Below are 15,724 nucleotides of genomic sequence, written 5' to 3'. Positions count from 1 at the left end.
CTTATTCCTTAACAAGCCGGTAAACCAGTGATTCATACGGCCGGAGAGAAAGCTGAGGCTGCAGCTCAGTTCCCGTGTAATTGGAAAGAAGCAGTTCGGCGTGTAACTCTCTGAGATGAGATGGAATAGAAAATACCGTTTCCTGCGCATAAAAGTTGTTAATTACAAGGAGTGTTTCCTTATTCCATGTGCGTGTATAGGCAAAGACTTCCGAGTCCTCTTCAGAAACCAACTGATAATCACCAAAAGTTACAATGTCCAGTTCTTTTCGAAGGCGGATCAGCTCTTTGTAATGATAAAAAATGGATTCCGGATCAGCAAGAGCTGATTCTGCATTTATTGTCTTATAGTTGTCTGCAGTGGGGATCCAGGGCGTACCAGTCGTGAAGCCCCCGTTCTTTTCATTCGACCACTGTACCGGGGTACGGGAATTATCACGGGATTTCCCCTGAATCAATGGCATAATCTCTTCATCAGACCATCCGGCTTCCTTCTTGGTATTGTAAAAATTAATCGTTTCAACATCCCGGTAATCATCGATGGAAGAAAATTTAGGATCCGTCATCCCAAACTCTTCGCCCTGATAAATATAAGGCGTGCCCTGCATCATATGAATAGTTGTAGCAAGCATTTTGGCTGATTCATTGTGATATTTTGTATCGTTTCCATAACGTGTAACAACCCGCGGCTGATCGTGGTTGCACCAGAACAGAGCATTCCAGCCTCCGCCTTCATGCATTCTTTTCTGCCAGGTGGAAAGAATGTTTTTTAATGCATGAAAATCAAAGTCGGCGAGTGCCCATTTCTCTCCGCCGGGATAATCCACTTTCAAGTGATGAAAATTAAATGTCATACTCAGCTCATTACGGTCCGGCCGGGTATATTTAATACAATGGTCAATTGTGGTCGAGCTCATTTCTCCAACCGTCATGGCATTATAATGGGAAAATACGTTTTTGTTCATTTCCTGCATGAATTCATGCACACGAGGCCCGTCGGTATAGAACTTCCTGCCGTCACCAGGAGCTGTTGAGCCATCATCATTGGGGAAATCCTGATCTTTGGATATGAGGTTAATAACGTCGAGCCGGAAACCGTCGACTCCTTTTTTAAACCAAAAATGCATCATGTCATAAACATCTTGACGAAGCTGTTCATTTTCCCAGTTTAAATCCGCCTGTGTTACATCAAACAAATGCAGGTAATACTGTCCTGTCACTTCATCATATTTCCAGGCATTTCCACCGAATTTGGACTGCCAGTTGTTCGGTTCTTCACCGTTATGCGGATCTTTCCATATATAGTAATCTCTGTAGGGGTTTTCTTTAGAGGAAGCAGATTCCTGAAACCATCTATGTTCGGTAGACGTATGATTTACAACAATGTCCATAATAACTTTAATTCCACGCTCATGAGCTTCATCTAGGAGCTGATCGAAATCGTCCATCGTTCCATACTCCTCATGAATATTATAATAATCGCTTATATCGTAGCCGTTATCTTTCTGTGGAGAAGTATACGGCGGTGTAAGCCAGATTACGTCAATTCCCAGCTTTTTCAGGTAATCAAGTTTTTCAATGATCCCCTGCAGATCTCCTACTCCCGTCCCCATCGTATCGTTGAAGCTTTTAGGGTAAATTTGATAAACGACTGCTTTACGCCACCATTCCTGCATTGCTGTCATTTTTACGCCCTCCTTGTACTTGCTGGTCTTGGTTTATTATAACTTGTATATACAAGATAGTAAAGCGCTGTCTTATGAGGAAAAAGTTCATTCATTAAGCTGTATACAGGTCGTTTCATATTTGCCAATTACAAAGCCTTCCCAACCAAGATCGTTTAATTTATTAAGCAGGTCTTTTTTTAGGCTGCCTTCACAATAAAGTAGATAAGTGATGAACGTGAGCTTTCGTTTCCATGGGTGGCACAGGCCCGGACTCAGCTAATCCCTTCTCCCTGTGGCCGGCTCGTCCTTCATCGCCCAGGAGTCACCCATGCGCCCTGCAGCGGTCTCTACTGCTTTTCTGTTTTTCATGCAGGGACGGTCTGCCGTTAAAAATGACAACACCCCTTCTTTCTTTTGATGATGAAGACCACTTTCAAGATCTTTCCTTCTATCTCTATAGATATTAAGTTCAATTTATATAGCTCAACTTTTCATAGAAATGCCTGCTTTGAACTACCTCCTGAACATTGGTTTCTCTTCCCGTGTGAATGCTGTAATAAAAGGTACACCGAGAAGAATAATGATCAGAGCTCCTGTACTTATAAGCAGATACAAGCCAGGATTCAGATCGAGCAGCAGCCGTACCGACAGGACGAAAGTAAGAATCACAAACAGCAGAAAACCTTGTTTTTTACGTGATGCAGGCGTTGGGAATAATTCCATTTTACAAGACGGACAAATTTTACTTCTATTTACAAACAGTACTTCCCTGTATTTGAACTCTCTTTTACAATTTGGACAAATTGGCTGCTTCATTTATTGATCCCTTCTTTCTATTGTTTACAATTTATCATACTGGAACTATTTTTAGATTAACAAATTTAATTAATAGGTCATTCGATGCCCCTTCATTTGTTTGATGAAAATACGTTTATTATTTAAATCACGTGGTATTAGAAAACAGTTGGTCTATTTACGTAGTCCACCCCGATTTCAATTTTAAAACACTTTTCGTAAGTATTTGCGAATAAATAACGTGCAGCTATTTATAATAGTTCACATGCTTTTTTCTCCACTATGAATTTTTCTAAAAAAACGTCCGGATGCTTCAGGAGGCAGAACGTATGAAAATAATAATTTTATGCATCTCCCTTTTTCTTACAGGGTGCATATCGGCTGAAGCGGAGAATGAAACGACTACCCTTACTGCTGAAAGCGAAAATTGGTCGGGTTTGATTGAAGTTGAACATATCGAACATGATGACGACGTGATTGAATCCGCAGATATGAATCTTTTTTACAATGGAGATGCCCGGGGAAATTTCTCTTACACTTGTCTTCCTGAATGGTTGAATGGAACTCATATAATCCGGGAAGCAGAACTTCCTGAAAAAGAGCAGCCGTTTACGGAGAACTTTGTGAACTATCAGTTTACGGAAGGCTATGCAGATGGGAAGACATTCATTATTAAAGTTGAATGGGAGGAAGACGAATCTTCAAAACAGGAAAAGCTTGCGTTTTCTTGATTTTTGGCTTTGTTAAAGCTCCGTGTTGTTTTCGGAGTGCCTGCGGCTCCTTTTTCTTCACTTGCCTGGCTGCGGCGAAGTTTTCTATACTAATCAACAACGACTGCTTTAAAAGAGCTTAGTTTCAATTGCATTTTTTCCATCTGCAAGCCTGCCTGTCCCCCGTTCCAGACTGTAAAAACATGCAGTAATCCTGAACTCCTCTCAAGGTGAGCTTTCATCCTGAGAGGAGTTTCGTTTATCCAGCCCTGACGTTAAACAACTCTTATTTTTATTTAGTCAGGGAGCTTTGTTCTTCAACTTTATTAGACTTGTGAAATCAAAACGAAGCGGAAACGTGCCCGTTGAAGAATAAGATTGGAAGATCCCGCCCGGAAAGCGCCTCCACGGCAGAGCTGAAGCGAAGTTTCCTATATTTATAAACAACGGACTTTAACACAGCTTATAAAAAACAGAGTATTTCTGATTTACTGCTCCCCTGTTTTCAACTTTTAAGCTTCGTGATAATATAGATCACTCATTATCTGCGAAAGAAGGAGCTTAACCATGACTGTTACTGCTGTCGGTGCTTTAGCCGGTTTAATCTTATCAATTATCCTTATTCTAATAAAAATTCCTCCCGTCTATTCCCTTTTAGCTGGTGCTGCTGCAGGAGGACTTCTCGGAGGGGCAGATTTACCTGCAACAGTAGGATTCATCATGGAAGGAGCGGAGGGCATGATACCCGCCGTCATGAGAGTCATTGCAGCGGGTATATTAGCCGGAGTCATGATCGATTCTGGAGCTGCCAGCTCAATCGCCGCCGGAGTAGTCAGGCTGCTCGGTCAAAAAAGAGCACTGCTTGCCCTTGTTCTGGCTACTGCTGTATTGACTGCTGTCGGTGTATTTATTGTTATTGCTGTTATGACTGTAGCCTCCATTGCCATGGCAGTGGCTTATAAAGCAAACTTTTCGAGACCCTCTGTTCTTCTGGCGATGGTAGGAGGAGGCAAAGCAGGCAACTTAATTTCTCCGAATCCGAATACAATTGCTTTATCAGATGCGTTTGATCTGCCGTTGACCACACTTATGGCTGCAGGGCTTCCCTCCGCTTTCGCTGGTATTATCGTCACTTATTTAATCGCAGAGAGGCTTAAATCACGAGGAAGCTTTGTGGTCCATAAAGAAATGCCGGAAGAATCTTCAAAACTTCCTCACCCGGCCGCTGCTGCAACAGCGCCTGTCACTGCTATCCTGCTTCTTCTGGCAGGACCGGTTGCCGGCATAGAAATAGATCCCCTCATTGCCCTTCCTGCAGGAGCGGTTCTGGGAGCAATAGTGATGGGGCAGTCCTCTCAGTTGAATGCTTTTTTCATCAGCGGACTCAACAAAGTATCTGCCGTGGCTGTCTTACTTCTGGGAACCGGGGCTATTGCGGGGATTATTTCCAATTCTATGCTTCCGGCTTTGATTACCGGTACTATAGAGGCAGGCGGGCTTCCTGCTTATGCTATAGCTCCTTTATCGGGGATTTTTATGGGAGGAGCGACGGCATCTACGACAGCTGGCTCCGTTGTTGCAGGGGAAGTCTTCAGCGGAACACTGCTTGAGCTGGGTGTTTCCGCATTAGCCGGGGCTGTTATGATTCATGCCGGAGCGACGGTACTCGATCATATGCCTCACGGGAGCTTCTTTCACGCCTCTGCTGCAAGTGTAGGGATGACGATAAAAGAACGACTGAAGCTGTTTCCATATGAGACAGCCGCCGGGTTCGTAATGGCCCTTACTGCTACAATTATTTACGGAATTACCGGCCTCTTTTAAGGCTTTTGATTATGACAAAATAACTCTATCAACTAAAGTTTTCAATATATCTCTTTAATAATCATTCAAAAAAGTCCTGGAGAGGAGAACTCTTCAGGACTTTTCTGATGATTAAACTGAAAGACTGCCTTGACAATAAAATATCTATTATATGTGGAACACCCAATTTCAGTTTACGCTTCTGTAAACAGACGCTTTCGTTTCCATGGGGACGCTTTCCGGGCAGCAGGTGAAGAAGCCGCAGGATTTCTTATTCAACAATGAAATTTAAAAGGGACAGGAAGTTGGATCAGCCTGATACAATTCAGCTGTTGGGAGTACTATTCAGAGTTCTAAGCATCGTATGGCGGTCTCTTATTAAGTGAGCGTTTTTGAGCCCGTTCTCAACCACATGGTCGGCCAGGTGAAGCTCTTCAGCCGTTGACTTCCCTCCGGCGCATGCCAAAACGTTTCTTATCGATTCCCCTGATGGAAGCTGATTAAATATTTCTTTAATCTCCCCCTGCTTAGAATCTTCCGCAGCACTTATAATCTGCTGTTTATTTTGATGGTAGTGATCAGCGATAATGCCACACGCAGCACCTACCTTCTCTCCGTGAAGGAGCTGTTTTTGATCTTCTTTAAGGAAAATCATTTCCCAGTAATGGGATAGATGATGCTCCCCTCCGGAAGCAGGGTGGGAATGACCGAAAAGAGCCATAGCCATCCCTGAGTAAATTAGAGCTGTCATTAAGTTGTAGATTCCTTTTTCCTCGGCCTCTGCGAGAGATTCCGCGCTGTCCATTGCAAGCTGCAGTGCCTCCCTTGTCATCAGAGCTGCCGCTCCACAATAAGGTTCTCCTGCAGTAATTTTACCGTATTCCCAATCCGCCATCGATGTATGCTTCCCCAACATATCGGCAAATCCGGCAGCTATCATCTTCTGCGGGGAATTTTTCAAAATATTAATATCGCCAAAAAGAGCTATTGGTGCCTGCGTCTGATATGTAACCTTCTTTTTATTTAAGACAATAGGGGCTCCTTTAGAATTAAATCCGTCTACAGAAGGTGCAGTCGGCACGGAAATAAAAGGAAGTTTCATCTTGTAGCTTACAAACCGGCTAATGTCATGAATAGTACCGGATCCGACCGCAATCAGCACATCCGTGTCAGAATTTGATGCCACCATAGTGTGTACCAATGCAGTTTCTTCTGCCAGGACATCTCCCTGGTCGTTTTCAGAGAGTACCGTCAGATCATAACTGATCTCCTGCTGATCTAATAATAGAATGATGCTGTTACCTGCAGCTTTTTTCGTGTTTTTGTCACATACGATCAACGGGCGCGTAAAATTTTTCTTTTTTAAAAAAGGACAGAGTTTCTTTAAAACTCCGTCTCCCAGTAAAAATTCTTCTGTTGTTAACCTTTCATGCTTCCTTCCACAGGAGCAGTTGTTCCTGTAAGAATCATACCACTCATGAAAAGCATGCATTTAATTCACCTCTTTGATACCTGTTTTACCTGTAGAGCTGCGGATAATTAATTCCGGATTGAAGATTACCGGCTTTATAATCGGTTCCTGCAGGCTGTTCTCTTTTTTTTCGATTATCTGTTTTATAAGCTGAGCCGCCTCAATCCCCATTTCTTCCTGAGGATGTTTTACCGTTGTAAGTTTAACTTCCGAAGCAACAGAAAGAGAGGAGTCATCATACCCAACGATGGAAATATCCTTTGGGACAGCCAGTTTCATTTTCCTCAGTACGTCAAGAAGCTGAATAGCCAGCTGGTCGTTATAACAGACAATAGCTGTCGGCAACTCATTTCCACCTTTGAGCTTTTCCTCCAGCATCTGTGTAGGCAGAGCATTTTTGGTCTCTGTTGTATAAGTGACAATATTCTGCGGGCTGAGTGAGACTCCACATTCACGGTGGGCTTTAATAAAGCCTTTCATTCGCTTAATACCTTGGATATCATCATTTTTGAAAAAGCCGAGTATGTGTTCATGTCCGAGGTCAAGAAGATGCTTTGTTTGAATACGTCCGCCTTCAACATCATCCATAATAATATGAACAGGCTCCAGTTCCTCATAATAAGCATGGATCATAACATAAGGAATTCCCATCCGCTCAAAATTCAAGTAGTAATTAATATTTGGGTTGGGAAGCGCACTTTTAGTCGGCTCGATAATAACTCCGTCGAACTGCTGGGAAAGAACCGCCTCAAGACATCTTCTTTCCTGCTCAATATCATTGTTGGTACTGAACACCGTGACCTGATAGCCATTTTCACTTAGGAAACTTTCCGCACCACGGATAATTGTCGGAAAGATATAGTCAGAGAAGTAAGTAGTTATAACAGCAATATTTTTATTTCGTTGTTCCCGGGACGACTTTGGCGCGGTCCGGTCAGCACAAAAAGTACCCGCCCCCTGTTTTTTATAAATCCAGCCTTCATTCACAAGTTCATCGATAGCTTTGCGGACCGTATGTCTGCTCACGTTGTATTCTTGAATAAGGTTATTTTCCGATCCCACTTTCTGATGCGGCTGAAAAAAACCTTGCAGAATTTTCGATTTGATGTGATTTTTAACGTAATTATATTTTGTCTCCATACAGCACCTCGTATATTATACTTATCCGTACAAATAGTTTACCATGAATGATAAGTTAGTTCATTCTTAAAACTTAACATTCCGAGGTTTTTTATAATGCTTTTGAAACTGTTCTTTCAAATTATGAAGGTTTCCATACAAGTTCATTCCATTTCAAAGTGTTCTTTAGTTCGTGAATAGTCGAATCTTTATTAATAACCACTGCTTCAATCCCTGTCATTTCTGCCCAGTCAAGAAGCTGAGTAACGGAGGCTGAAAAGGACAGCACAGTATGATGCGCTCCACCGGCATGAATCCACCCTTCAGCAGCAGTACTTAAAGATGGCTGCGGTGTCCAAAGCATTTTAGCTACAGGGAGATTCGGAGTAGGCATATCCGGCACGACAGCATCGATTTCGTTTATTACCAATCTGAAGCGATGGCCTAAATCAATCAGTGCTGCATTTACAGCATGCCCGCCGATGCCGTCGAAAACCATTCTTGCAGGGTCCCCTTTTCCGCCTATCGATAACGGATGAACTTGAATTTCCGGCTTGCCTGAAGCTACAGTTGGACAGATTTCAAGCATATGGGAACCGAGCACCATTTCTTTCCCCGGTTCAAGATGATACGTATAGTCTTCCATAAATGTTGTTTTTACATTGTTTGTCATTACTTTCATCATCCGCAGAAAAGCAGCTGTTTTCCAGTCTCCTTCACCGGCAAACCCATATCCTTTTTCCATCAGCCTTTGAGCCGCCAGTCCCGGCAGCTGCGGCATGCCGTGCAGATCTTCAAATGTAGTGGTAAAAGCATTGTAGCCTTCCGTGTCGAAGAACGCCTGGATTCCCATTTCAATTCTCGCCTGTTCCAGTACTGACTGCTTCAATCCGAGGTCAGCTTTTACTGCCGAAGAAATCCGGTATTGATTTTCATATTCCTGGAAGCGCTGCTCTACCTCTGATGTAGAAAATTCCTCAATATATTTCACAAGGTCACCCACTCCGAAACCATCCACGGTCCAGCCGAACTTGATCTGGGCTTCCACTTTGTCCCCTTCTGTAACTGCTACACGACGCATATTGTCTCCAAATCGAGCTACTTTGACGTGCTGGCTTTCAGTATATCCTGCAGTCGTTTTCATCCATTCGCCCATACGCGTCTGAACATCAGGACTCGACCAGTGGCCGACAATTACTTTTCTGTCTATGTTAAGTCGTGACACGATAAAACCAAATTCCCTGTCTCCATGAGCAGACTGGTTCAAGTTCATGTAATCCATATCAATTGAGTCCCACGGAATATCACGATGATATTGTGTATGAAGGTGAAGCATCGGCTTCTGAAGCTTTGTTAAACCGTCAATCCACATTTTCGATGGTGAGAAAGTATGCATCCATGTTATAATTCCAGCGCAGCTTTGGTCCGCGTTCGCTTCGAGAATGACGCTGCGAATTTCTTCTCTCGTCGTCAGTACTGGTTTTATAACTATACTGTAGGGCAGTCCCGAAGCATTGAGGCCTTCTATAATACCTCTCGCCTGTGCTTCAACGAGGTCCAGTGTGTCTCTACCGTATAAATGCTGACTTCCGGTTAAAAACCAAAAAGTATAACTGTTATTTTTCAATTTTCTTCCTCTCCTTCACGTTGCTGCTGATTTGATAAAAATGAACAGAAAAGTCCCTTGCTTTCGCCCTTCCAAGGAGAAAGGCTGTTCCGCCCCTGTATGCAATCTGCTGCACCTCCTTGGAACATTCAAAAGTCAGCCTTATTAATTAGCGCCCTTTTTTTAATCTTTTCATAACATCATTCTCTCCGCGGCCGAAGTAATCATGCAGACGTTTATATTCCTGGAAAATATCATTGTATTTTTTAACATTTTCTTCTTTAGGAGTAAATACCTCTTCTTTAATTCTGCCCATTTTAGCAGCGGCTTCGTATATATTGTCGAAACCGCCATGGTCTTTTCCTGCTGCTACAGCACCAAACATCGCAGCTCCCAGGGCTGGTGTCTGTTTGGAATCTGCCACTTTAATTTTACGATTGGTTACATCAGCATAAATTTGCATTAACAGAGGATTTTTCTGCGGAAGTCCGCCGCAGGCATACAGTTCATTTACTTCTACGCCTCTGTTGTGAAAAGCATCCACGATCATTCTTGTCCCGAAAGCTGTGGATTCCAGAAGCGCCCGGTAAATTTCCTCCGGTTTGGTCAATAGTGTATAGCCGATCATCATGCCGCTCAGTTCAGTATCTACAAGTACTGATCTGTTTCCGTTCCACCAGTCCAGTGCAAGAAGTCCGCTTTCGCCAGGTTTCAGCCGGGAGGCTTTTTCTTCGAGAAGTGCATGGACATTTATATCTTGTTCTTCCGCTTCGTCCACGATATATTTCGGTACAGCATGGTCAACGTACCAGGCAAAAATATCACCTACCGCAGACTGACCGGCCTCGTATCCGTAGAACCCAGGAACGATTCCATCTTCAACGACGCCGCACATGCCCTCCACTTCCACTTCCTCTTTTCCAAGAAGCATATGGCAAATCGAAGTTCCCATCGCCATGACCATCTTTCCTTCTTCCACTACACCGACAGCTGGAGCCGAAGCGTGAGCATCCACATTTCCTACAGCTATCGGAAGACCTTCCGGAAGACCGGTTATCTCGGCCATTTGTTTTAGGAGCCCCCCCGCTTTCGTTCCCAGTGGAACTACTTCACCTTTCAGCTTCGTTTCCGTAACATTTTCCAAAAGTGGGTCAATCTCTTTGAAAAAATCTTTCGACGGATAGCCTTCTTTTTTATGCCAGCATGCTTTGTACCCGGCAGTACAGCTGTTTCGGTAAAACTGTCCTGTCAGCTGTGCTATGACCCAGTCTGTTGCTTCGACAAAGCGGTCAGTTTTTTCATAAATCTGCGGGGCTTCATCAAGCGTCTGATAAATTTTAGCGAGCATCCACTCGGAAGAAAGCTTCCCGCCGTAACGCGGGAGAAACTTTTCTCCTCTTTTTTCTGCCAGTTCGTTGATCTTGTTCACGTGCGGTTGAGCTGCGTGATGCTTCCATAGTTTTACCCAGCTGTGAGGTTCGTCTTTGTATTCATCCACCCAGCAGAGAGGCGTACCTTTTTCATCAACTGGAAGCATTGTACAAGCTGTGAAATCTATACCAAGACCGGCGATCTCCTGTGGATCAACTCCCGATGTTTTGACAACTTCAGGCACTGCCTGTCTGATCACATCCAGATAGTCTGTCGGGTGCTGCAGAGCCCATTCATGAGGCAGCCGGATTTCTTTATTTGGAAGAGTCTGATCCATTACTCCATGTTTATATTCCACTACGTGAACTGCTATTTCATCTCCATTTTCCAGTGAAACGAGCACGGCTCTTCCAGACTGTGTGCCGTAGTCGACTCCAATTGCGTATTTCCCCAATGCCATCACTCCTTTTATTTCTTTGGCTGTCTTGAAAATTAAATATCTACTTAAGGTTGAATATCATTTTAGTTTCCACTTCTGTAAACAGCCGCTTTTGCTTCCATCTGGACGCTTTCCTATTCTTTCATCCTGCTGTTGGAACAGCTTCATGTAAAAAAAGAAGAATCATTTCTTGAACATCCTTCATACCACCTTTATAGATGGGAAATTCTATTCTTGTAAAAGGGCATTTTCATGCTTCATGGTGCAAAAATATTTGGATGAGTGTCTCTGTTAAAGCTTTAACAGAGCTTTTAATAAAGAAGCATCTTTTTCAAAAAGACTTAAAGTAAAGTGTTCTTTCAGGAGAACCCACAGCTCCTGCACCTGCTGAGTTCCCGTAAATTTTCCTGTAATAACAATACAGTACATGAATAGAGAAGCTTATTAATACTGGCCGTAATAGGCGTCTTTACCATGTTTTCTTAAATAATGTTTGTCAAGCAGAACCTGGTCCATTTTTTCTGCCTCAGGATTAATTTGATAAGTCGCCGCTGCCATTTTTGCGACTTCTTCCAATACCACGGCGTTATGAAGAGCATCTTCCGGGTTTTTTCCCCAGTTAAAAGGCGCGTGATTCCTTACAAGTGCCCCGGGAACAGTGTTCGGATCGATCCCACGTTCCTGAAAGGTTTCCACTATAACTGTTCCCGTCTTTTTTTCATATTCTTCTTGTATTTCCTCTTTTTTCAATGATCTCGTGCATGGAATGGCACCGTAATAATAGTCTCCCTGAGTAGTTCCAAGAGCTTCTATATCCTTACCAGCCTGGGCCCAGCTTGTCGCCCACGGAGAGTGAGTATGCACCACGCCGCCTATATTAGGAAAATGCTTGTACAATTCAATATGGGTCGGCGTATCGGAAGAAGGTTTCAGGCTCCCCTCCACAACTTCTCCCTGCATATTGACTACAACGAGGTTATCCATGTTTAAATCCTCATATTCTACTCCGCTCGGTTTGATTACAACAAGATTGGATTTCCGGTCAATACCGCTTACATTTCCCCACGTAAATGTAACCAGTTTATAAGCTGGGAGCGCTTGATTTGCTTCAAGCACCTGCTGTTTTAATTTTTTTAGTGACATATGGTTTTTCACCTCCATTATTATTTAACTCTTTTAAAGACAAGATCCGTTTTAAGAAAACTTATTAACAGAAAAGGTATCGGTTAAATGTATCCGCTTGCAAAGCAGCTTGAATATAAGTTCATGTTAAGCTGAGTTTTGAAACTGGAATACGTTTTTCTCTCACCAATTCCTCTACATTTCAAATCTTTCTAAAAATATAGGCTCTGTTAAAGCTCCGTGTTGTTATTGGATTGCCTGCGGCTCTTCCACCTGCCGGGTTGAAGCTAAGTTTTCTTATATATAACAACAACAGGCTTTTACAGAGCTAAAATATAAAGTATAAGTAAAATTTCGAAAGCATCACGACACCTGAATCACAGATTCTCCATCATACCCACTCTTATACGTACAAGATATAGTATAATCATAGAATAATACTAACTTATGCGCAAGTGTTGTTTGCATTTTAATATCTTTTATTTTTTATATTTCATGGAAGTATTCTCATAATTCCCTGCTGAATATTCATATCCACCCCTGATAATTTATCTCTGGCAGATGGCAATTTCCTGCTTGTCTTCCACCGCCTCTTTTCCACAAGACCAACACGTTATCAGGCAGAGCTGATTCATAGAGGCAGGCGCTCTTCTGTTTCTATCATCTGAGTCTTTTAATAAATAAAATATATTAATGATGAAACAACTTTTAAAAATTAACAGAGAATTCGCTTTGAGAAATAGATTAATTCCCTTAAAATCTTTAAATAAGAATTATTTTATAATTAGTACATCATTATAATAGCTGTATGATATGCCGTTCTGAAATTTTAAACTTACTATATTGGAGGCTTAAAATGAAAATTGTTATTGCTCCAGATTCATTTAAAGAAACTTTGTCTGCTTACGAAGTTGGAGAAGCTGCAGCAGCCGGCTTTAAAAAATCGCTTCCCTGTGCTGAAACATTCATATGTCCAATGGCCGATGGAGGAGAAGGGACAGTGGCCGCAATGGTGGATGCAACAAACGGATCTTTTATTTCTGCAGATGTCCATGATCCGCTTGGCCGACTTATTCAGGCACGCTATGGTTTATCGGGAAATAACGATACCGCCTTTATTGAAATGGCAGAAGCTTCCGGCATACATTTGGTTCAATCAATAGAACGCGATGTCAGAAAAGCTTCTTCATACGGAACTGGAGAACTTATATTACACGCTCTAAACAGAGGTACGAGAAATTTCATAATAGGAATTGGCGGAAGTGCCACGAACGATGGTGGCGCCGGCATGCTTCAATCCCTTGGAGCCGTCTTCAGAGATAAAAATGGCTTTCAGCTGCATCCAGGTGGTGCTGCTTTAGCTGAGTTGGAAACAATTGACCTGACCAGTTTTGACACAAGAATTTCAGAGTCCACGTTTCGCATTGCCTGTGATGTTGAAAATCCTCTTACAGGAGAATATGGTGCTTCCGCCGTTTACGGTCCTCAGAAGGGAGCAGATGCTGAAGATATAAAAGTCCTCGATAATGCATTAAAACGATTTGCGACTGTTGGAGAAGCAGCTGCCGGAGTTCCTATAGATAATATTGCCGGTGCTGGTGCTGCAGGTGGACTTGGCGCTGCATTTTTAGGTTTCTTTCCTGCTTTTCTTGAAAAAGGGGCTGAAATTGTTGCAGATGTTGTTAATCTCGAGCATTATCTTAAGCAGGCTGATCTCGTCGTTACCGGTGAGGGCGGCATCAATAGCCAGACGATTTATGGAAAAACTCCGATTTATGTTGCGGCTCTTTCCAAAAAACTAAATGCCGGGATACCTGTAATTGCTCTGTGCGGAAGTATTACTGATGGGTATGAAAATGTTTTTGAGCATGGTATAGATGCTGTATTTAGTACCCTGTCAGAAATAGCAGGAATCGAAGAATTGAAACAGCTTACTCCCCGGCATATTTCACATACTGCTGAAAACATCGGCAGACTCGTCAATTTGTCAAAGAAAATCCCGGATTAAAAAGCAGCTCTTTTACCTTTGATATGTTATTTCCATTTAAAGTGAAATTACCCCCTCTCTGCTCCGTCCTTTTTCCGTCTCTGCGAATATTTCTTTTCCCATTCTCCTGTGCTACGCTTAGATACGGAAATATATACAAAGGAGATCGTAAATCATGTTTTCACGCTTTATTTTTATCATCATTTTTGCCATGCTTTTGGCTGCTTCTGTCATTTTTTATCAATTTTACATATCACCCCACTCCAACCGGGTGGAAGACATTTCTGCACTAGTTACTTCCGGTATAGCCACCATTCTTTTTTTATCGCTCCTCTTTATACCTAAAAGTCTTACCCTTCTTAAAGGACTGATCCTGACTTTCTTAGCGGCAGTTATTCTCGTTGGTTCCACGTTCTGGCTTATTCGTCCTTATCAGCTTATTTATAATGATGTTCCGGAACGTATCGAATTTCTTAATGAACATCTGGAGGAAGAACATCCTGAGCGGTCCTGGGAAATAGAGCATAGCAGCAGGGATGAAGATCCTATATTTACGATGCTTGTTACCTTTGAAGATGAACCGGACTATGAATATCAATATTACATTACCCGGGACGTGAAAGAAGGAGAAGAACCTGTAGAAAGCAGTGGACGACAGGAGAAAGAATAAATTCTCACTATTGTCTGAATATAGAATCGGTGACTGAATGAGAAAACTATTATCTGGACGTTTTTCACCTGACAAACCGGCTGCTCCGTGAAAATTTTTCTTTTTAAATCTTCTATCTTCTAAAAAAAGTGTCCTGACAAATAGTTGTCAGGACACTTTTTCTTATTCCAATAAATTGAAGATGCTCCCAGGATGGTAGAAATGACAAACAAGTTTCTTATAAACGGTCTTCAGCAAGCTCCTTCTATCTTTCGACACTTTCTTTTCCTCTTCCGAAAATCAGCCATAGGGCTGTAAACATGACCACAGCCGCAGCTTCCATTCCTAATATATACCATGGTTCAGGACCGAGGTAATTGAGAAGACTTCCTCCAGCTGGTTTTTCCATAATGAACCAGTAATTACCACCTGACCAATTGTTGATTAACCAAATAAAAGGAAGAAGAAGATTTAAAAAAATCAGCGCTTTGATTACACTCCAGAACTTAAGGCGATAAGCTTTATGCCAAAGGAAATAAAAAACAGCCCATATTACGGCAATATGAGTATAAAAAAAGTGCCAGTAGCGAAAATGAGGCCAGCCGAAGTTCAGAACAGGAGTAACAACAGCCTGCAATGCTCCTCCAATAGCAATGAAAAAAGTAATTTCAAACAATTCACGTTTCCCGGTTAAAAGCAGAATAATCACAAGTATAATACTTATGCTGCTGAGTTCCAGAGGCAGTGCATGGTGAATTTCCCAGTTTCCCGTTAACAAAAGCCACAGCTGATAGGAAATTTCAAAAAGTATTAATGATAAGGCCGTAATAATTTCTACTGAACGCTGCACCTTTTTATTTTTTGTCACATAAATGACGATAATTCCAATAAATAATAACGTTATCATTATGATATGCTGAAATTGAAACATTTCAAAGGGGGCAAGAGAAGAGTCTCCTCCAATAAACATAACTTCCCTCCTTGCG

The 15,724-nt window shown here is 42.3% G+C and carries 12 protein-coding genes; 4 read left to right on the top strand and 8 right to left on the bottom strand.

The window, feature by feature from the left end; all coding sequences use genetic code 11:
* Position 1: 1 nt before the first annotated feature.
* Both treC and FTX54_RS05790 read right to left on the bottom strand, forming a co-directional pair.
* Positions 2-1,675, bottom strand: coding sequence for an alpha,alpha-phosphotrehalase (gene treC / locus FTX54_RS05795; RefSeq protein ID WP_147804161.1), 1,674 nt, complete (start codon positions 1,673-1,675; stop codon positions 2-4).
* 504 nt (positions 1,676-2,179) lie between these two features.
* On the bottom strand, positions 2,180-2,482 hold the full coding sequence (locus FTX54_RS05790) for a TIGR04104 family putative zinc finger protein (protein WP_147804120.1): 303 nt from the start codon (positions 2,480-2,482) through the stop codon (positions 2,180-2,182).
* A 308-nt stretch (positions 2,483-2,790) separates the two neighbouring features.
* On the opposite strand from FTX54_RS05790, the gene FTX54_RS05785 reads away from it, so the two are divergent.
* Positions 2,791-3,192 (top strand): hypothetical protein, encoded by a 402-nt coding sequence (locus tag FTX54_RS05785; RefSeq protein ID WP_147804119.1) that lies wholly within the window; start codon positions 2,791-2,793, stop codon positions 3,190-3,192.
* Between the two features lie 546 nt (positions 3,193-3,738).
* Positions 3,739-4,995, top strand: coding sequence for a GntP family permease (locus FTX54_RS05780; RefSeq protein ID WP_147804118.1), 1,257 nt, complete (start codon positions 3,739-3,741; stop codon positions 4,993-4,995).
* 304 nt (positions 4,996-5,299) lie between these two features.
* Here the strand turns inward: FTX54_RS05780 and FTX54_RS05775 are convergent, their stop codons facing one another.
* The 5 genes from FTX54_RS05775 to araD all read right to left on the bottom strand — a co-directional run bounded on the left by FTX54_RS05775 (position 5,300) and on the right by araD (position 12,123).
* Complete coding sequence (locus FTX54_RS05775; protein ID WP_147804117.1) at positions 5,300-6,466, bottom strand: sn-glycerol-1-phosphate dehydrogenase; 1,167 nt, start codon at positions 6,464-6,466, stop codon at positions 5,300-5,302.
* A complete protein-coding gene (locus tag FTX54_RS05770; RefSeq protein ID WP_147804116.1) occupies positions 6,467-7,585 on the bottom strand; it encodes a GntR family transcriptional regulator in 1,119 nt (372 codons plus the stop codon).
* 121 nt (positions 7,586-7,706) lie between these two features.
* Positions 7,707-9,191: an L-arabinose isomerase gene (araA, locus tag FTX54_RS05765; protein ID WP_147804115.1), complete on the bottom strand. Its 1,485-nt coding sequence runs from the start codon at positions 9,189-9,191 to the stop codon at positions 7,707-7,709.
* A gap of 148 nt (positions 9,192-9,339) precedes the next feature.
* Positions 9,340-10,995, bottom strand: a complete 1,656-nt coding sequence (locus FTX54_RS05760; protein WP_147804114.1) for a ribulokinase — start codon at positions 10,993-10,995, stop codon at positions 9,340-9,342.
* 429 nt (positions 10,996-11,424) lie between these two features.
* On the bottom strand, positions 11,425-12,123 hold the full coding sequence (gene araD / locus FTX54_RS05755; RefSeq protein WP_147804113.1) for an L-ribulose-5-phosphate 4-epimerase: 699 nt from the start codon (positions 12,121-12,123) through the stop codon (positions 11,425-11,427).
* Between the two features lie 835 nt (positions 12,124-12,958).
* Here araD and FTX54_RS05750 point away from each other — a divergent pair.
* Positions 12,959-14,110 carry a glycerate kinase gene (locus tag FTX54_RS05750; protein WP_147804112.1) on the top strand — a complete coding sequence of 384 codons (1,152 nt, stop codon included), beginning with the start codon at positions 12,959-12,961 and terminating at the stop codon, positions 14,108-14,110.
* 154 nt (positions 14,111-14,264) lie between these two features.
* Positions 14,265-14,759 carry a hypothetical protein gene (locus FTX54_RS05745; protein ID WP_147804111.1) on the top strand — a complete coding sequence of 165 codons (495 nt, stop codon included), beginning with the start codon at positions 14,265-14,267 and terminating at the stop codon, positions 14,757-14,759.
* A 244-nt stretch (positions 14,760-15,003) separates the two neighbouring features.
* On the opposite strand, the gene FTX54_RS05740 is transcribed toward FTX54_RS05745, so the two are convergent.
* Positions 15,004-15,708, bottom strand: a complete 705-nt coding sequence (locus FTX54_RS05740) for a TIGR02206 family membrane protein (RefSeq protein ID WP_147804110.1) — start codon at positions 15,706-15,708, stop codon at positions 15,004-15,006.
* Positions 15,709-15,724 lie beyond the last annotated feature (16 nt).

Source organism: Alkalicoccus halolimnae (assembly GCF_008014775.2).
Lineage (GTDB): Bacteria > Bacillota > Bacilli > Bacillales > Salisediminibacteriaceae > Alkalicoccus > Alkalicoccus halolimnae.
This window is presented reverse-complemented; position numbering and strand designations above follow the sequence as displayed.

What these genes read in the sequence shown, in the direction of transcription:
- araD (WP_147804113.1), bottom strand. Translation starts at nt 12,123, where the DNA reads ATGTCACTAAAAAAATTAAAACAGCAGGTGCTTGAAGCAAATCAAGCG.
- FTX54_RS05745 (WP_147804111.1), top strand. Translation starts at nt 14,265, where the DNA reads ATGTTTTCACGCTTTATTTTTATCATCATTTTTGCCATGCTTTTGGCT.
- FTX54_RS05775 (WP_147804117.1), bottom strand. Translation starts at nt 6,466, where the DNA reads ATGCATGCTTTTCATGAGTGGTATGATTCTTACAGGAACAACTGCTCC.
- FTX54_RS05770 (WP_147804116.1), bottom strand. Translation starts at nt 7,585, where the DNA reads ATGGAGACAAAATATAATTACGTTAAAAATCACATCAAATCGAAAATT.
- FTX54_RS05790 (WP_147804120.1), bottom strand. Translation starts at nt 2,482, where the DNA reads ATGAAGCAGCCAATTTGTCCAAATTGTAAAAGAGAGTTCAAATACAGG.
- FTX54_RS05785 (WP_147804119.1), top strand. Translation starts at nt 2,791, where the DNA reads ATGAAAATAATAATTTTATGCATCTCCCTTTTTCTTACAGGGTGCATA.
- treC (WP_147804161.1), bottom strand. Translation starts at nt 1,675, where the DNA reads ATGCAGGAATGGTGGCGTAAAGCAGTCGTTTATCAAATTTACCCTAAA.
- FTX54_RS05750 (WP_147804112.1), top strand. Translation starts at nt 12,959, where the DNA reads ATGAAAATTGTTATTGCTCCAGATTCATTTAAAGAAACTTTGTCTGCT.
- FTX54_RS05740 (WP_147804110.1), bottom strand. Translation starts at nt 15,708, where the DNA reads ATGTTTATTGGAGGAGACTCTTCTCTTGCCCCCTTTGAAATGTTTCAA.
- FTX54_RS05780 (WP_147804118.1), top strand. Translation starts at nt 3,739, where the DNA reads ATGACTGTTACTGCTGTCGGTGCTTTAGCCGGTTTAATCTTATCAATT.